Source organism: Corallococcus silvisoli (genome assembly GCF_009909145.1).
Taxonomy (GTDB): Bacteria; Myxococcota; Myxococcia; order Myxococcales; family Myxococcaceae; genus Corallococcus; species Corallococcus silvisoli.
The window spans coordinates 153984-171935 of record NZ_JAAAPJ010000017.1; the positions used below are offsets into that span (position 1 = coordinate 153984).

The 17952-nt window shown below is 70.3% G+C and carries 15 protein-coding genes; 11 read left to right on the plus strand and 4 right to left on the minus strand.

Features of this window, described 5'->3' with window-relative positions; genetic code table 11:
- Positions 1 to 11: 11 nt before the first annotated feature.
- Positions 12 to 512 carry a hypothetical protein gene (locus GTY96_RS29265; RefSeq protein WP_161666454.1) on the plus strand — a complete coding sequence of 167 codons (501 nt, stop codon included), beginning with the start codon at positions 12 to 14 and terminating at the stop codon, positions 510 to 512.
- A 686-nt stretch (positions 513 to 1198) separates the two neighbouring features.
- Positions 1199 to 1480, plus strand: a complete 282-nt coding sequence (locus GTY96_RS29270; protein ID WP_143906030.1) for a hypothetical protein — start codon at positions 1199 to 1201, stop codon at positions 1478 to 1480.
- Positions 1481 to 1580: 100 nt separating this feature from the next.
- Here GTY96_RS29270 and GTY96_RS29275 read toward each other — a convergent pair whose 3' ends face one another.
- A complete protein-coding gene (locus GTY96_RS29275; protein ID WP_143906028.1) occupies positions 1581 to 2246 on the minus strand; it encodes a TetR family transcriptional regulator in 666 nt (221 codons plus the stop codon).
- 62 nt (positions 2247 to 2308) lie between these two features.
- Here GTY96_RS29275 and GTY96_RS29280 point away from each other — a divergent pair, with 62 nt between their 5' ends.
- The 3 genes from GTY96_RS29280 (at position 2309) to GTY96_RS29290 (ending at position 6092) form a co-directional block, all read left to right on the plus strand.
- Entirely contained in the window at positions 2309 to 3814 is a 1506-nt protein-coding gene (locus GTY96_RS29280; RefSeq protein WP_161666455.1) for an FAD-dependent monooxygenase, read from the plus strand.
- A gap of 141 nt (positions 3815 to 3955) precedes the next feature.
- Positions 3956 to 4375, plus strand: coding sequence for a BrxA/BrxB family bacilliredoxin (locus GTY96_RS29285; RefSeq protein WP_143906024.1), 420 nt, complete (start codon positions 3956 to 3958; stop codon positions 4373 to 4375).
- A 91-nt stretch (positions 4376 to 4466) separates the two neighbouring features.
- Positions 4467 to 6092: a hypothetical protein gene (locus tag GTY96_RS29290; protein WP_235685950.1), complete on the plus strand. Its 1626-nt coding sequence runs from the start codon at positions 4467 to 4469 to the stop codon at positions 6090 to 6092.
- Between the two features lie 21 nt (positions 6093 to 6113).
- Here GTY96_RS29290 and GTY96_RS29295 read toward each other — a convergent pair whose 3' ends face one another.
- From GTY96_RS29295 to GTY96_RS29305, 3 genes are all read right to left on the minus strand, one after another.
- A complete protein-coding gene (locus GTY96_RS29295) occupies positions 6114 to 6743 on the minus strand; it encodes a hypothetical protein (RefSeq protein WP_235685951.1) in 630 nt (209 codons plus the stop codon).
- A gap of 38 nt (positions 6744 to 6781) precedes the next feature.
- On the minus strand, positions 6782 to 7633 hold the full coding sequence (locus GTY96_RS29300; RefSeq protein ID WP_161666456.1) for an endonuclease/exonuclease/phosphatase family protein: 852 nt from the start codon (positions 7631 to 7633) through the stop codon (positions 6782 to 6784).
- A gap of 274 nt (positions 7634 to 7907) precedes the next feature.
- Positions 7908 to 9344 carry an aldehyde dehydrogenase family protein gene (locus GTY96_RS29305; RefSeq protein ID WP_235685952.1) on the minus strand — a complete coding sequence of 479 codons (1437 nt, stop codon included), beginning with the start codon at positions 9342 to 9344 and terminating at the stop codon, positions 7908 to 7910.
- A 341-nt stretch (positions 9345 to 9685) separates the two neighbouring features.
- Between GTY96_RS29305 and GTY96_RS29310 the strand changes: the two genes are divergently transcribed.
- From GTY96_RS29310 to GTY96_RS29335, 6 genes are all read left to right on the plus strand, one after another.
- Entirely contained in the window at positions 9686 to 10357 is a 672-nt protein-coding gene (locus GTY96_RS29310) for a MotA/TolQ/ExbB proton channel family protein (RefSeq protein ID WP_143906016.1), read from the plus strand.
- A 2-nt stretch (positions 10358 to 10359) separates the two neighbouring features.
- The gene (locus GTY96_RS29315) at positions 10360 to 10788 is read left to right on the plus strand and encodes an ExbD/TolR family protein (protein WP_143906014.1); all 429 of its coding nucleotides are present in this window, start codon (positions 10360 to 10362) and stop codon (positions 10786 to 10788) included.
- 10 nt (positions 10789 to 10798) lie between these two features.
- Positions 10799 to 11593, plus strand: coding sequence for an energy transducer TonB (locus tag GTY96_RS29320; protein ID WP_161666458.1), 795 nt, complete (start codon positions 10799 to 10801; stop codon positions 11591 to 11593).
- A gap of 49 nt (positions 11594 to 11642) precedes the next feature.
- Complete coding sequence (locus GTY96_RS29325; protein WP_161666459.1) at positions 11643 to 14363, plus strand: TonB family protein; 2721 nt, start codon at positions 11643 to 11645, stop codon at positions 14361 to 14363.
- Between the two features lies 1 nt (position 14364).
- On the plus strand, positions 14365 to 15288 hold the full coding sequence (locus tag GTY96_RS29330) for a hypothetical protein (RefSeq protein WP_161666460.1): 924 nt from the start codon (positions 14365 to 14367) through the stop codon (positions 15286 to 15288).
- 107 nt (positions 15289 to 15395) lie between these two features.
- Positions 15396 to 17534 carry a caspase family protein gene (locus GTY96_RS29335; protein ID WP_186002085.1) on the plus strand — a complete coding sequence of 713 codons (2139 nt, stop codon included), beginning with the start codon at positions 15396 to 15398 and terminating at the stop codon, positions 17532 to 17534.
- Positions 17535 to 17952 lie beyond the last annotated feature (418 nt).

Genomic DNA, 17952 nt, shown 5'->3' on the forward strand with positions numbered 1-17952 from the left:
GAGAACCTTCCATGTCGCGTCTTTCGTTTCGTGCGTTCGTCGTGTGCGGTGTGCTGGGACTGGGTGTCGCCGGGTCGCTGACGGCCTCCGCGTCGGACCTCCAGGCCGAGCAGCCCCAGCAGGGGCTGCGTGTGACCTTCCTGCTGTACTCGGGCCGCCCCAACCCGAGCGTGCTCGTGACCGACCCCGCCCAGGTGCGCGCCATCGAGGAACAGCTCGCCCGGGCGCAGGCGAACGGGCAGCGTACCTCGGTGGCCGAGTCCCCCGCCGTCCTGGGCTACACGGGCATCCAGATCGAGCGTCTGGGTGACGCGAGCCGGGGCAGCGCGCCGCTGGTGCTGAAGGGCGATGTCCTGCGGGAGAAGGCAGCCCCCGACCAGGCGGCCCTCGCGCCCGCGTCGGGCACGGTGTCCCGCGACGCCGCGGGACTCGAAGCGTGGCTGCTCGACCTGGGCCGTAAGCAGCAGGTGATTGGCGACGTCGAGCTGTCGGTCATCCGCACCGCGAAGTAACCCCGGCGCGGTCCCACGACCGCGGGCCCTCCCCACTCCAGGGCCCGCGGTCCCCCGGGGGATGCGACATGGACATCCTGGCCGTTCCTCGCGGTCGCTATCACCCGATGAGAATGGATTGGACAGGCAACGCCGTGACTTCCGTGTCTTGTCCTCCGACGCGGAAACCCTGACAGCCATGTCATGCGCGGCGTGGAACTCCCTCTGAGCGGTGCTCCCGACAGCGCCTGGAACACCCCTTGCTCCAGGAGGGAGTTCCCGCGGTCGGAGACATGCGCTTGAACAACGCGATTCTGATTTCAGTCCTCCTTCTTCTCAGTACGACCCAGGCACGGGCACAGGCCCCGGAGGCGACGGAGCAGCGGCGCTCCGTGGGCGTGCGACCCGCCCATGCGCTCTGGATATCGCCCGTGGTCCACGGCTCGCTCATGATGTCGGGCCCCCTCGTGGCCGGCTTGCTTCATCTGGCGCTCCCGGTCGGCATGAATCTCCAGGTGTCGGACCGGACGGACCTCGTCATTGAAGTCACGCCCAGATTCTCGCGCCGCCCCTGCACTGATCCGGTCCCCCGCTGCGGCACGATGCGGGCCCTCACGGTCTCCACCGGTGTGGCCTGGACACCGTGGCCACGCGCGCGGGGGGACGGCTTCTTCATCCAGCCAAAGCTGAGCGGGATGGTGAGCACCATGACGGACAGGGATGAGGCCAACGTAGGAGCCCCCGCGGACCGAAGCATCACGGGAGGGCAGCTCACCCTGGGCCTCGACCTGGGATACCGGAAGACGACCGCGCGCTCGGGCGCCTATCTCGCCGCGCTGATCGGCGCGGGCGCGGGGTACAGCTGGAACCAGCGGCGCAAGGAGCTGGACATCGGGGGGCAGTACCTTCTGCCCTGGGGCGACACACGCAGGAGTGGACGCATCGTGGACCTCAACCTCGACGTCCTGCGTCTGGGCGTCACCTTCTGAGCGGCGACGTGGGACTCCCCCTCCCGGGAGCCCCCGGCCCCCAGCCCCCTCATCCCCGCGGCTCGCATCAGCCACGGGCAGCGATTGCCTTGGGGCGCGGTCACACGTACGGGCTGCCACGGGCCGCGGCGCTGGCGGCGGTGAAGCCGCGGTCCATCAGCTCGACGAACACCTCGCGGTTGGCGGCGGCACTGCCTGAGCGCTTGCCGCGCAGGGCCTCGCGGAAGGCCACGCGGTAGGCCCCGACCAGCAGCGCGGCGACCAAACGCGCGATGGGATCGCCGACCGGTGCCCCCACGCTCTCGGCGAGCAGCCTGCCGATGTCGCGCTCCAGCTCCTCGGTCAGCTCGCGGGTGTAGGCCCGGAGCGCGGGGCTGTCGGCCACGACCTTCCAGAAGCCGGAGACGACAGGGGTCACCTTCACGAACGCGTGTTGCTGCTCGACCAGCTCGTGAACCAACGCTCGCAGCGCCGCCACCGGGGAGCGGCGACCGCGGCTGGCGAGCGCGTCGCGCACGAGCGTCTGCGCCTCGTCGCTCCGGTCGAAGAAGAGATCCTCCTTGCGGGGAAAGTAGTTGAACACCGTCATCTTCGACACGTTGGACGCGGCCGCCACGTCGTCGATGGTCACGTGCTCGAAGCCGCGCTCGGTGAAGAGCTTCGTGGCGATGTTCGAGATGAGCTGGCGCGTCGCCCTCTTCTTGCGCTCACGCAGCCCCTCGGGTTTGGCGGCCGGGTCGCTCGGTCGGCGGTCGGATTCGGACATGGAGCAACTGTAGGTCGAATACGAATTTGTATCCGGTACAAAATTCTGACACCTTCGCCGGCATGGACAAGGACACGGTGGACGTGCTGGTGGCGGGAGCGGGGCCCACGGGGTTGATGCTGGCGAGCGAGCTGGCACTGAGGGGGGTACGGGTGGTGGTGCTCGAGCGGCGCGCCGAGCCCGATTCGACGATCAAGGCGGGAGGCATCGGGGCGCTGGCCAGCGAGGCGCTCGAACGGCGGGGGCTCGGACCGGCGCTCGACGCCGAGGAGGCCGCCGCGGTCGAGGGGATGAACGCGATGAAGAAGTCGCTGGGGGTGCGGGACGGCCCGCCAGCGGGTGGCATCCGCCGCGTGGGGGGACACTTCGCGGGACTGCGCCTGATCGACCAGACCCTGCAACGCGAGCCCGGCCGGAGGATGCGCGGGGTCCAGCAACAGTCACTCGAGCGCATCCTGGCCGAGCACGCTGCCTCACTCGGGGTCGAGGTCTGGCGCGAGCACACCGTCGAGTCGTTCGACGACACCGGTGAGCGGGTGAAGGTCGAGGCACGAAGCCCCGGAGGGTCGCGCCAGCTCGAGGCGGCGTTCCTGGTGGGCTGCGATGGAGGCCGGAGCACGGTGCGCAAGCAAGCCGGCTTCGACTTCCCCGGGACGGCCCCGACCCTCACCGGTCATCAGGCCCTCGCCGAGTTCGATCACCCCGAGCGCCTCCTGCCGCTCGGCTGGCGGCGCACCGCGGTGGGGATGATGTCCTACGGTCCGACGCCAGGGCGCGTGGGCCTCATCGAGTTCGACGGGCCGCCCGCCGACCGCGAGACCCCCGTGACGGCCGCCGAGGTGGAGCGAAGCCTGCGGCGCGTCAGCGGGGCCGACGTGCGCATCACCGCCCTGCACTCGGCGACGCGCTTCACCGACAACGCGCGCCAGGCGTCGAGCTACCGGCGGGGTCGCGTGCTGTTGGCGGGCGACGCCGCTCACGTCCACCCACCCTTCGGAGGACAGGGACTGAACGTCGGTCTGGTCGACGCGGTCAACCTCGGCTGGAAGCTGGCCGCCACGGTGCAGGGGCGCGCCCCCGACGGCCTGCTCGACACCTACACCGCCGAGTGCCACCCGATGGCGGCGCGCGCGCTCGAAAACACGCTCGCCCAGATCGCGCTCATGCGCCCCGACCCGCAGACGACCGCGATGCGGCGGATCGTGGCCGACTTGATGACCACCCACCCCGACGTCAACCGCTACTTCGGCGAGCTGATGAGCAGCGTCACCCTGCGCTACGACCTCGGCGACGACGATCCGCTCGTCGGGCGCTTCGTCGCCGACCTCGAACTGACGATTGACGGAGGGGCCACACGCCTGTTCTCGCTGATGCGCGACGGCCGGGGGCTCCTCGTCGATGGCGATGGCGTGGCCGCCACTCAAGGGGCCGCGTGGGCATCGCGCGTGCGCGGGGTGAAGGCCCCCGGGGCGCGCTCGATGTTGATACGCCCCGATGGCTGTATCGCGTGGGCCGGACGCGACGGCGGACTGCGCCCCGCCCTGGAGCGCTGGTTCTCGGCGCCCTGAGGGTTCTCCGCCTCGTCCACTACTTCACGACATGCATTAATTCCCGATTGCCACATGATATGAGGTGCGGGGCACACTCGAAGGGCTTGACGGTCAAGCATGGAGCCGGGTCGCGCACTCTCACGTATCTGGAGGCAGTCAATGCCATACAGTCCCCTGTTGATCAAACCGATGAAAGAGGAGCTCACCAGCATCGGCTTTGAAGACCTGGTGACCCCGGCGCAGGTCGACGCCTGGATGAAGAACCCGACTGGCACGGCGCTCCTGGTCGTGAACTCGGTGACCGGCGCCGCGGCGGGCATGGCGCGCCCCGCCGTTCGCATGGCGCTCGAGAACAAGGTCAAGCCGACCCGGCTGGGGACGGTCTTCGATGAGCACGACCTTGAAGCCACGGCGCGCGCGCGTGGCTATTTCCCAGACATCCCCCCGTCCTCTCCTTCGATAGCGATCTTCAAGGACGGCGAGCTCGTCTACTTCGTGCCAAGGCATCGCATCGAAGGCAGATCCGCCGACCAGGTGGCGAACGACCTCATCGGCGTGTTCGAGGAATACTGCACGTAGACCGCTTATCTCCGGCAAGCCCCGTCCCGAGCGAGACGGGGCTTGCCGGGCCAGCCGTGACGCGCGGCCTCGAGCCGCGAGAGGGAGAAACATGCGGAAGTTTTCCATGACGGTCGTCCTGCTGTGCGGAGCACTGATGTCAGGGTGCAATGGAGTCGACGGGGAGCCACCCACCCACGAACAGCCTGACGGCACCGGCACCGAGGTGTCCGTCGCGTCGTCCAGCCAGGCGGTCGTCTCCCCCTCGCTCGACGCGTCGCTCTCATGTATCGCGACGTACGCCAACGCCGGGACCTGCGACTGGGAACACTGGAGCGAGCTGTGGGAGACGTGCCAGACCTACGAGCACCCGGAGCTCGAGGACGGCGTCTTCCTCGATGAGGTTCAGTCCGGAAACTGCACGGCGGACAACTGGACCGCGCTGCGCGAGCAGCTCATCACCCCTCGCCCTCCGCTCGTCCGCGTGCGCGAGAGCTGTGGCAGCAGCTCCCCGGTGATTCAAGAGGCTGGCTCCAACGGCTGCTACACGCTCAAGGGAGCCGCGGGTGCCTCCTATGTCGACGTGCCCATCGGCAAGGCCGTGACGCTCCATGCGGGCGCGGACTGCACCGGCGACTCGGTCACCGTCGAAACCGACACGAACCTCTGCGAGACCTCTTTCGAGAGCGGCGCGAACGCGAACGACCAGGTGCGCTCGTTCCGGATCCAGGACGTCGAGGCGCCACCCTCGGCGCACCGCTACGACTGCGGCGAGGCGGAGTCGACGTGTGTCACGAACTTCAACAACAGGCTGGGCGCCATCAATCAGAAGAACACCGTCAGGGTCGTCCGCATGACGCTCGATGGCAGGACCACGCCCTCGTTGGCGACCATCCGGGACAGCATCCGCGACCTGTCGGATTACTTCTCCGTCGCGTCTCGAAACCAGGTGAGCCTGGAGATCATCGGCTCGCAGACCGTGCAGGTGACGAGCGCCAACTGCAAGACGGCGAAGAGCCAGGCCAGCCAGAAGGTCAGCTCGAACGCTTTCGTGACCGTGTTCATGCTGCCCAGCGGCATGTGCTCCACCTCGAACGCCGGCTCGCGCAGCGTCTTCCTCAAAGGCAACCTGTTCCGAGACTACGCCCACGAGACCGGTCACGTCCTCGGCCTCAAGCACGGCGACGTGCGGGATTTCACGACGGGCAAGATCACCTCGTCCGGTGACTCGAGCACGTACATGGGCACCAATGCGTCGGACAACTACAACCTCCCGCAGCTCCACTGGCTGGGGTGGACGAAGAAGGAGGAGCTGGTCAAGGTCAACTCGGCCATCGACAACGGTGGCTCCATCGACGTCACCCTTCGCCCGGTGGGAACCAACGCCGACAGCACCAGCAACCTCCCGCTGGGCGCGGTCTGGGAGCTTCCCGGCGGCGAACAGCGGCTGTTCATCGCCGTGCCGAAGCCGCGCACCAATGGCTCGAATCAGATCGAGGGCGGGACGGTGTTCGTGTACCGCGCGCCCACCTGCGTGGGCTGCACGGGCATGGCCATGGGGACGATGCAGATGGCGCGGTTCAGCGCCAAATCCACCAATGAGCGCGAAGTGACCGGCCTCTTCGTCAAGCCGGTGGGCTACACGAGCAGCTTCGTCCAGGAGGCCGGGAAGAGCGTCGAGGTGTTCTCCTCCGTCACGGTGCGCATCTGGCGGTCGTCGCCAACCGCCGCACCCTGAGCACCCGCCGGGCGCGGGCCGTCACCGACGGTCGGTGCGTCCCCAGCGGAGCGTCAGTCCGGCATGGCCGGTCGGCTGACGCCGGCCCTCGCTCAGCTCGAACGGAAACTCGAGACCGCCCTCGACACGCAGCTCCACGGACGGCTTCAGGCGGAACGCGACGCCCAGCGAACCGCCCGGTGAGGCCAGCAGGTGCGAGCCGTTGAATCTGCCTTGAAAGACGGTGAGCGGCCCCGCGAAGGCCCCCATCAGCGAGGCGCCCCCCGTGAGGGTCACCGTTCGACTGAGCCGATAGTCGAGCAGCGCCTGCGCCCCGAGACGGAAGTTGACCGGCTCCGTGGAGTTGTTGGTCACGGGCACGAACCAGACTCCCGCGCTCGGGGCGACCGAGAACGTCCAGGGCGACCGCTCGAGGAGCCGATGCCGCGTCCCCAGCTCCAGCCCCAGGAGGGTGAGGCGACCGCCCCAGTCCCAGTTCTCGCCGGCCCCCTTGCGGAAGGTGAGCTCGGGGTTGGGCAGATACGCCCGTTCCCGGCCTCGCTCGAAGGCGAGCCCGTTCAATGAAACGCCGATCTCGGTCGTCCCGACAGGCGTCGTCGCCGCACCAAGGTTCCTCGCTCCGCTCAGACAGCCGGAGGTCAGGAGGAGCATCCCGCTCGCTCCCAGGGCCCGCATGGCACGCCGTGGCGTCATGGGGGCCACGCGAAGCGCACCCAGACCGGATGGTGATCACTCCCAGCGGGACGCCTGTCCACGCCGCGATCCACGGGAGAGAGCCCCCGGGTGAACACCGAATCGAGCGGCAGGCCCCCGATGGCGGAGTCCACGGTGTCCCCCACGCCTCCCGAGGCCCATTGGAACCCCCGCCCCGAGAACAGCTTCACGGTCTGCGTGAGGCTTCCCGGGTCGGACGTGTTGAAGTCGCCGGCGATGACTTGCAACGGCTCCGCGCCATCCACCGCGTTGATGATCGTCTCCGCCTGATCAAGCCGTCCGCCCAGCCCGACGATGGGCGTGGCGTTGTGCACGGAGACCACCTGGACGGGGGTCCCTTGGATGTCCAGCGTCCCGACGACGGCGGCACGGTGCTGCTGATGGTATGGGTCATCATGCGGGAGGTTGATCTTCCGATCCGCGCTGATCGGCCACCGGCTCAAGATGGCGTTCCCGAAGTCATCGCCATCCACCTGCACGGAGGCGGGATAGTAGACATAGGCCAGCCCCAGCTCCTTCGCGATCCTGTCCACGGAGGGCGCGTCCATCTCCTGCATCAGGATCACGTCCGCCTCGACGAGCGGAGATCTCGAGAGGGCTGTGATGGCCTCCGTGACGTGCTCGGCGAACGCGAGGTTGAACGTCACGACAGTGAGCGAAGCAGGAGGCGCCGCGGGGACGGCGTCGACAGGCCGATAGTCGCCGCTGTATCTCGGCCCGTCCGCGTCGCTGTAGTTCTCCGCGATCGGGCACCCGGTCAGGAGCGCGAGGATGAGGAGCGCCCACGACGGCGCGACGCGCGGGCCCTTCCGCCAGGGGGGGCTCATGGCCCTGGGACTTCCGCGGGCCGCGCCCCTACCGAGCTACCAGCCGCCCTCTGGGGCACAAGGCCCCTGCTCCGCGAGGACGCCCTCGCCGGGCTGAACCGCAATGACTGACTCATTGCGCACACGAACGGTGAAAAACACCGAAGATTCCATTCGCGGCGGCATCAACGAATTCGCCGCTCCCTCGACTGGGGGAAGTGCCGAAAGAGGAGCGCACGCCGTCCCCCCGCGTCTCGACGCTGGGGGGACGGCGCCTCGCGACGCGAGGGATGACTCAGTCCGGCCAGTTGCCTTCCATGGGATGAGGGCCCCCCGTGAAGGCACGCACCAGATGGGTGCCGCCAACGAAGGCGCCCGCCCACGAGCCCCCCTTGCCGCCGAAGGACTCCTCGCGGTCGCCTCGCGAGCGCAGCGCGTTGATGCCGACCTTGTAGGCGTGGAGCCGCCCCGCGATGCGCTCGGCGAGCTCGGGGTCATCCGTCGCCACCGAAGCCACGAGCGCGCCGTTGGAGACGTTGGCCTCGCGGATCAGCTCCTCCTCGGAGTCCACCGACACCAGGACGTCGACGGGGCCGAAGGGCTCGCGCAGGTAGAGCTCGCTGTCGCGCGGGATGCCGAAGAGCAGGACGGGCGGGAGATACGCGCCGCGCTCCTGCCGCGCGGTGAAGGCGTCCTCCGCGAGCGCCCCCTGATGCAGCACCGCCGTGCCCAGCTCGCGCGCCTCGGCGATGAGGGTCCGGAGCTCCTCGGCCTTGCTGGGCGAGATGAGGGGCCCGAAGTCCACGTGCGCGCCCAGGACCGGGTTGCCGACACGCAACGTCGAGACCGTGTCGACATACGTCCGGACGAACTTCGGGACGAGCGACCGTTCGACGACCCAGCGGGTGTAGGCGGTGCAACGCTGCTTGCCGAAGTCGAAGCCCGCGCGGATCTGCCTCCCGAGCGAATCCCAGTCCGTGAAGTGCGTGATCGCATAGGCGTTCACACCCTCCATCTCCAGCGCATAGCGCTTGTCCGTGGCGCGCAGGCGCCGGTGGACCTCGGCGCCGTTGGCCCGCCCGCCGATGAAGGCGACGCCCGCGATGCGCGCGTGCCCCACCAACGCCTCGGAGAGATCCCTGCCGCGCCCGCCGACGAGCGAGACCGGAAGGCCCGCGCGACGCAGCAGCGCGAAGGCGATGGTGAGTGACACCCCGCCGCCCTGGGTCGGAATCTTCGCGATGACCGAGTTGCCCGCGAGCGACTGCACGAGCACGTTGAGCAGCAGCACGGAGAAGGGGTAGTTCCAGGACGCGATGTTCGACACCAGGCCGAGCGGCTCGCGGCCGTCGAGCATCGGGCCCATCCGCTCCAGGTACCACTCGATGCCCGCCAGACACCGGTCCACGTCGTTGTAGGCCGTGGGCAGCGTCTTGCCGATGTCCCACGCCAGGATGCGGACGAGCAGGTCCCGGTGCGACTGGAGCAACGCCACCGCCTTCACGACGGCCCGGGCGCGCTCCTCGAGCGGACGGGCCGCCCAGGGCGCGAACTCCGCCGCTGCCTGCTCGACGCCCTCGGCGACCTGGGCGGCGCCCAGCAGCGGCAGCTCCGCGATGACACTTCCGTCGATGGGCGAGACGGCGTTGAACCATGCGGGCGGCCGGGCCCAGCCGCCCGCGATGGGCGAGAGCAGCCGGCCCTGGGCGTCGAAGGCTTCCGGGACAGCCATCCGGGCTTGGGCCAGCAGGCGTCGGATCTCAAGATGAAGAAGGGGCTCGGCAACGAGTTCGGTATTCAGCACGGGTGCGCACCTCCTCGCGCGTCGGATTCACTCCGAATCAGGGAAAACCCGGCCCATGACGAGCCGCGGCATGGGCTGAATATCGTCATGCGCGCCCCATCTGTCTGGGCGGGGAGCCGAGGGCCCGTCGGGACGGTGCTCAGGGCCCGGCGCCGGGGATGGGATGCCCCGGAAGCGCCGCCCGCGCGGCCTCGAAAGTGTTCCCGGTGACACTTCCTTGCGGGTGCGGTGTTCCCTTCGCGCGCAGCATTTCCTGAGGGGAATTCACCATGTCTTTGTTCGTACCCGCGCAGGTTCCCGCCGAGCACCTGGGGTGGCTCAGCGGCAAGCTGCTGGGGGTGACGCTCACCAGCGCCGAGTGGGTGCTGTGGGTCCTTGTCGTCCTGTCCGTGCTGTCCATCGCCGTCATGCTGGAGCGCGCCGTCTACTTCGCGCGCAACCGGCTCCCCGACTCGGAGCTGCTGGCGGTGCGGCTCGCGCGCGGCGAACTGGAGGCGGTCCGAGTGGCGGCGGCGCGTCACCGGGGAATGGAGGCCGCCGTCATCCGAGAGGCCCTGGCCTCCGCGGCCCAGGGCGCAGACACCGTGGAGCAGGTCATCGCCTCCACCGTCGCCCGTGAGCGCCCCCAGTACGAGCGCTTCCTCTCGTTCCTGGGCACGCTGGGCAACAACGCCCCGTTCATCGGCCTGTTCGGGACGGTGCTCGGCATCATCAAGGCCTTCAATGACCTGGGGTCGCTCACCGCCAAGGGCGGCGCCATGCAGCAGACGGTGATGGCCGGCATCTCCGAGGCGCTCGTCGCCACCGCGGTGGGCCTCGCGGTCGCCATCCCGGCCGTGGTGGCCTTCAACGTCTTCAACCGCCAGCTCAAGACGCTCACCAGCCGCACCCAGGCCCTGGGCCACGCGCTCGTGGGCAGCCTGCGCGCGGAGGCTCGCTGACCATGGCCGGCGGCGCTTCCGACAGCGACGAGGAGATCTCCGGCATCAACGTCACCCCGCTGGTGGACGTGGTGCTGGTGCTCCTCATCATCTTCATGGTCACCGCGAACTTCATCGTCCGAGAGACGGTGGAGGTGGATCTGCCCCGCGCCGCCAACGGAGGAGAGACGGTGCAGGGCCTGGTCAACGTCGTGCTCGACAAGGAGGGCAAGCTCTACTTCGACGGCGCGGAGGTGACGGACGCGGACCTGTCCCGCCGCGTGACGGAGGCCGTCGCCAAGGACAAGGACACGCGCGCCATCATCAGCGCCGACCAGTCCATCGCGTATGGGCGCGTGATGCGGCTCATCGACGTGGTGAAGGGCCAGGGCATCGCGAAGTTCGCCCTCAACATCGAGAAGGACGTGGCGCCTCCGTCCTCTTCTCCCTGACGGTGACCGCATGAGCCAGAGCGTTCTCGACATCAGCGGACCGGCGCGCCTGCCCCGGCGCGGCAGCGGCGCGTGGCTGCTGGCCTTCATGGCCGGCTCGCTCGCGCTGCATGGCGGCGCGCTGGCCGTCCTCCACTCCCACCGGGACGCGCGCCCCGCGCCGCGACCGCCCGTGGAGCTGGTGATGGTGGAGGTCGCGAAGCCGCCCCCTCCGCCCCCACCCGAAGTGAAGGAAGCGCCGAAGCCCGCGCCTCCCCCACCCCGGGCCCGTCCCGTGCCGCCTCCTCCCGTGAAGGTCGCCGAGGCCGCGCGCCCACCGCCGCCTCCCGACGCCGCGCCCCCACCGCCCAACGACACGCCCGCGCCCACGAAGACCGCACCGCTGGTGGTGGGCCTCTCGCTGTCCTCCACCACCGCGGGCGGAGGCTTCGCGGCCCCCGTGGGCAACACGCTGTACGGGAAGACCGGGGACAAGGCCGTCGCGCCCAAGGACGTGAAGGGCTACGGTGCGCCGAAGTACACGCCCATCTACCAGGTGGACCGCGAGCCCCAGCTCGCCAGCGAGGTGAAGATCCCCTACCCCGAGGAAGCCCGCCGCGCCGGCGTCGAGGGCACGGTGACGCTCGCGCTCACCATCGACACGGAGGGCCGTGTCGTGAACGTGCGCGTGCTGTCGGGGCCGGGCTCCGGTCTGGACGAGGCAGCCCGCGACGCCATCCGCCGCTTCCGCTTCACTCCGGCCTTCAAGGGTGGAGAGGCCGTCTCCACCGAGCTGAAGTACGCCTACACGTTCCTTCTCGACTGAGCACCGGCACGCTCGGTCCCACCCCGTCTCCCGCAGCGCCGATTCCACCATGCCCTCGAACAGGAATGCCCGAGGAGTGCTCCTCGCCGCCTCGCTGCTGGCGGGCACGCCGTCGCCCGCGCAGCAGCCCCCACCCGCGCAACAGGAGTCACCGGCGGCACCCGCGCCGCGCCTCACGAAGGAGCCCGCGCTCGTCAAGTCCGTGGAGGCGGCCTACCCGCCGGAGGCCGCCGCCCAGGGCCTCACCGCCGACGTGCGGATGCTCATCACCATCGCCGCGGACGGCACCCTCTCCGACGTGACGCTCGCCGAACCGGTGGGCCACGGCTTCGACGAGGCCGCGCTCGCCGCCGTGCGCCAGTTCGTCTTCACGCCCGCGGAGGTCGACGGCGTCCCGGCCCCGGTGCAGGTCGAGTACGTCTACCACTTCACCCTCTCCGCCCCGCCGCCCCCGGAGCCCGGCACGCCCGAAGCGGCGCCAGCGCCGGCCACGCTCACGGGCACGCTCATCTCACGCGGCAGCCGTTCGCGAGTGGCGGGCGCCACCGTCCGCTGCGGGGATGACCCGGAAGCCCCCGAGGCCGTCACCGACGCGGAGGGCCGCTTCACGCTCCAGGTGTCACCGGGCGAGTGCGCGGTGCGAGTGATCGCCTCCGGCTTCGCGCGCTACCAGACGACCGAAACGCTCAAGCCCCATGAGACGACGGAGGTCGTCTTCTACCTGGTGCCCACCGGCGGCGCGTTCGAGACGGTCGTGCGCTCCGAGCGCCCCAAGAAGGAGGTCGTCCGGCGCACCGTCTCCCGTGAGGAGGCGCAGAAGACGCCCGGCACCTTCGGCGACCCCATCCGCGTCATCCAGACCCTGCCCGGCGTGGCCCGCGCGCCCTTCATCTCCGGCGAGCTGCTGGTGCGCGGCTCCAACCCCGGCCAGACGGCCACCCTGATGGACGGGGTCCGCATCCCGCTCCTCTTCCACCTGCTGGGCGGCCCGTCGGTGGTCAATGGCGAGCTGCTCGACTCGCTGGACTTCTACCCGGGCGGCTACGGAACCCAGTACGGCCGCGCGGTGGGCGGCGTGGTGGACGTCACCACGCGCAAGGGCGCCACCGACACGCTGCACGGCTCGGTGAAGGTGGACCTGCTGGACGCGGGCTTCTTCCTGGAGGCGCCCGTGACCGAGGGCGTCAGCGTGGCGGCCGCGGCCCGGCGCTCGTACATCGACGCGCTCCTGCCCGCCGTGCTCCCCAAGGAGGAGGGCCGCACCCTCACCGTGGCGCCGCGCTACTGGGACTACCAGCTGCGCGTGGACTTCGGCGCGCGGAGCAAGCCGGGCGAAGCGGCTCCCTCGTCGACGGGGGGGCGCAGCACGGGCTACGTGATGGCGTTCGGCGCGGATGACCGGCTCACGCTGGTGTCCTCCGGTGAGTCGCAGGCCCAGCAGATCACGCTCGGCACGCACACCAACTTCCACCGCATCAAGGGAGATTGGACCTACCGCGATGGGCCGCTGACATCCGTGTTCACGCCCTACGTGGGCCTGGACACCTTCGACATCTCGATGGGCAGCTATCTGGAGCACGATCGCGTCTCCTCCCTGGGCGCGCGTGAGACGCTGGCCCTGGAGCTGTCGCGCGCGTTCACGCTGCGCACCGGCATGGACGTGTACTTCGAGCACGCGACCGTGGACGCGGAGGCGCCCGCTCCCGGCGGCTTCGAGTACGTGCCCTTCCCCGGCGCGGAGCCCCAGGCGGAGCTCATCCACGAGAACCGCAGCATCAACGGCTTCGACGGCGCGCTCTTCCTGGAAGGCGACGTGAAGGCGGGCCCGTTCACCGTCACGCCGGGCGTCCGCGCGAACTTCCAGCGGGTGGGCGGCACGCGCAACGTCGCGTTGGATCCGCGGCTGTGGCTCAAGTACGCGGCCGGTGAGCGCACCGCCATCAAGGGCTCCGCGGGCCTCTACAGCCAGCCCGCGAGCACCTTCCAGTTCCTGCCGCTGCCCTATGGCAACCCGGCCCTGGGCTACGAGCGCGCCTTCCAGGCCAGCCTGGGCGTCGAGCACCGCTTCATGGACGCCCTCCACGCGGACGTGACGGGCTTCTTCAACCGGCGCTACCTCAACGTCGTCTCGCCCGGGGCCATCGTGTCCCAGGCGGGGGGCGGCCTGCTGCAGCAGCGCTTCAGCAACAACGGCATCGGGCGGGCCTACGGCGTGGAGGTGATGCTGAAGAAGGAGCGGGCCCACGCGAACGACCGTTGGCAGGGGTGGGTGTCCTATACGCTCAGCCACGCCGAGGACGGCCGCGCGGGCGCCCTGCCGCCGGACCTGGGGGGCGGCTTCGGCGGCTCGCAGGTGGGCGACACCGCCTACGGCCTGAGCCCGTGGGATCAGACGCACATCCTCACGCTGGTTTCGGGCTACCAGTTGGGCAACGGGTGGGAGCTGGGCGGGCGCTTCCGCTACACCGCGGGCCGACCGACGACGCCGCTCATGCACTCCGCGGACATCTACGGCGCGGACGGCAACAGCTTCCAGCCCACGTGGGGCTCGTATTTCTCCACGCGCACCGCGGCCTTCCACCAGCTGGACCTGCGCGTGGACAAGAGCTGGCGCTTCGCGAACTGGACGCTCACCGGCTACCTGGACGTGCAGAACATCTACGCCGCCAAGAACGTCGAGTTCACCTTCGACGACTACCGCTTCCGCAAGCAGTACGACATACCGGGCATCCCCATCCTCCCCGTCCTGGGCGTGAAAGGCAGCTTCTGACATGAAGACCCTGCACCTGCACGCCAGCCTCCTGCTGGCCCTGTGCGCCGTCGCCTGCGTGGACCCCGAGGACACGCCCTCGCACGTGCACGACTTCCGCGTGCTCGGCCTCGCCATGGAGCCGCCGGAGCTGATGGCCCCCGCGTGCGACACCTCGCCGGAGACCGAGGCGGCGCTCACCGCGCCCGTGACGTTCCGCGCCCTGATGGTGGACCCCGCCGGCGAGGGGCGCGCCATCGACTACACGCTCTGGGCCTGCGCCGACGTCAACGACGAGACCTGCGCGGACGGCGCCCAGCGCGTGCTGCTGGCCCAGGGCTCCACGCAGGAGGGAGAGCTGTCGCTTCCCCTCCACCCGGGTGACGCCCGCGTGGCGGATGGCACGCCGCTGCTGGAGCGCGTCCGCCAGAAGGACCCGTACCAGGGCCTGGGCGGCCTGCGCATGCCCCTGGTGCTCCACGCGACCGCGGGCGGTGAGCAGGTGTACGCGCAGAAGCTGATGGTGTTCTCGTGCCCCCTGGTGCCAGGCATGAAGGCCAACCAGAACCCGGTGCTCCCGGGCCTGAACCTGGACGGGGTGCCCTGGACCGCGGAGAGCGTCCCCGAGCCGCGCGGCCTGGGTCCCTTCGTGGTGACGCTGGACGACCTGACGGACCGGCAGGAGGCCTACGTGGTGCCGGGGCTGCGCCAGGAGGCGGTGCACCTCACCGAGGCCTGGAAGGTGTCCTGGCACGCGTCGTTCGGGAAGTTCAACGTCGAAGAGACGGGCGGCGCGAACCCCGGAGGGGAAGCGGGCAAGCACCGCACGGAGTGGGAGCCCCCCGAAGAAGGCGGTGAGGCGAGGGAGGTCCTCTTCTGGGCGGTGGTGCGCGACGGACGCGGCGGCCAGTCCTGGGTGAGCCGGCGGGCGCGCTGGGCGCCCTGACGGACTCACGCTCGGGCCGCGAGAAGCGATATGCAGGGTCCTCCGCGCGGCTCGGCCGGAGTGGCGTGGGGGTCTGGGATACGACGATGGGCGCCAGGACATGGGGGATGGGAGGAAGCCACGGGGCCACGTTCATGGCCGTGTGCGCGTGTCTGCTGGCGGTATGCGTGGCGGACGCGGCGCCTCCAGACGACGAGGGCAAGGCCACCCTGCGCCGCTTCGCGCTCATCGTCGGCTCCAGCGAGGGCGGCACCGGGCGTGAGCGGTTGCGCTACGCGGGCACGGACGCGCTCGCCATGTCGCGGGTGCTGGGGGACCTGGGAGGCGTCGCCCCCACGGACGCGGTGCTGCTGTTGGAGGCGAGCCGCGAGGACCTGGTGGCGGCGCTCGCGCGCATGCGGACCCTGGCGGACGGAGTCCCCGAGGACGGCGTGCGGCGTGAGCTGGTGCTGTACTACTCCGGGCACTCGGACTCGGAGGGGCTGCTGCCCCGGGGCGAGCGCCTGTCCTACGAGGAGCTGCGGCGCCTGATGGGCGAGGTGCCGGTGGACGTGCGGCTGGCCATCCTCGACTCGTGCGGCTCGGGAGCGCTCACCCGCTCGAAGGGAGGCGTCAAGAGGGCCGCGTTCATGGAGGACCTGTCCACGCGGGTGCGGGGCCATGCGTACCTCGCCTCCAGCTCCGCGGACGAGGTGGCCCAGGAGTCGGACAGCATCGGCGCTTCCTTCTTCACCCACTTCCTGGTGACCGGGCTGCGCGGCGCGGCGGACACCAGCGGCGACGGGCGCGTCACGCTGCACGAGGCCTACCAGTTCGCGTTCCACGAAACGCTCGCGCGCACGGAGCGCTCCCAGGGAGGCGCGCAGCACGCGGAGTACGACATCCAGCTCGCGGGCAGCGGCGACCTGGTGCTCACCGACCTGCGCGACCGCGGCACCCGGCTGACGGTGGCGGAGGACGTGGAGGGCCGGCTGTTCGTGCGCAACTGGGGCAACCAGCTGGTGGCGGAGCTGCAGAAGTCCGCGGGCCGGCGCCTCGTGCTGGGCCTGGAGGCGGGCCGCTACCACGCCGTGCTGGAGCAGCGCGCGCGGCGCTTCGAGGCCGAGCTGACGGTGACCTCCAAGGGTGGCGGCGTGCTGCGCGCGGACGACTTCGTCCCCGTCACGCTGATCCGCACGGCGTCGCGAGGAGGCTCCGCCCCCGAGGTCGCGTCGAGGATGGACGACGCGCCCCGCGTGCCGCTCAACCTGTCGCTCCTGCCCCCGCTGTCCACCTCGGCGCTGACACCGGGGCGCAGCGCCAACACCGTGGCGCTCGGCGTGCTCGCGGTGCGCTCCGGGGAGCTTCGTGGCGTGGGGCTCGCGGGTGGCCTGGGCTGGGTGGACGGAACGACGCAGGGGGTCCAGGTCTCGGGGCTCGCCAACATGGCGGGAGGCGAGCTCCGGGGGCTCCAGGTGGCGCTCGGCGCCAACCTCGCGTTCGAGGATGCCCAGGGCATGCAGGTCGCGGGGCTGGTCAACAGCGCGCGGGGCGCGTACCGCGGGGTCCAGCTCTCCGCGGCCGCCAACCGGGTGGAGGCGGAGCTCACCGGCATGCAGGGCGCCCTGGGCGTCAACGTCGCGCAGCGGATGACGGGCCTGCAGGTTGGACTCTTGAACCTGTCCGACGACGTGACCGGCACGCAGGTGGGGCTGGTGAACGTGGGCGGCGTCGTGCGGGGGCTCCAGCTGGGCCTCCTCAACATCGCGGATGACGTGACGGTCCCCATTGGCCTGTTGAGCATCGTCAAGCGCGGGCGCCTGGCGGTGGAGCTCTCCACCGACGACACGCACCCGGTGAGCGTGGGCATCAAGTACGGCAGCCAGCGCGTGTATGTGCTCGCGACCAGCGCCCTGGGCACGTCGTGGGCGGGGAGCTTCCGCCTCTTCACGATGGTGGGCATGGGGGTGCACTTCCCGCTGGACGACGAGGAGCGCTATTCGCTCGACACGGATGTGTCCTACGGAAGCTGGCAGCGGAACTTCTTCGGCGGCGCCCCCAGCAATCACCTGTACCGCCTGCGAGTCACCGCGGCCTGGGAGCTGCGACGGAGGTTCGCCCTCTTCGGCGGCCTGACCGTGAACCACTACGACGCCCCCCGCGAGGACGAGGACCGGGGCGTCAGCTATCTGCCCCAGTTCGTCGTGGGCTCGGGCCCGGAGCCGGACCGGCTCTGGCCCGGCTTCATCCTGGGAGTTCGCATCTGAAGCCCCTTCAAGCCCTTCGACGACGGTCATGGGGATGAGGGCACGTCCCTCGATGCGTGGCCGTGGTGCTCGCCCTGCTCCTCCGCGGGTGTCCGGCGGCGCCCCGCGAGGTTGAACGGGCGGTCCGCCTGGGCCCCGAGGACGTGGAAGTGCAGGCCACCCTGCGGGATGTCCAGGTCTGGCCCCAGGATCCGGCGGAGGCGCTCCTCGCCTTCCGTCAGGTCTCCACTCCGGGAGCGCCCTTCGCGGCCTCGCTGCCTCGGCCATACGCATGGCTCCCGCGACTCCAGAGGTGGGAGTGGCAGGTCCGAGGCGACGCGCGCGATCTGTCCCTGCTGGGCTCGATGCCGCGGTCACGGTTCGACGCTTGCGCGGCAACCGCCCCCACGAACCGGACCGCCCCTGCTCCTGGGAGTCC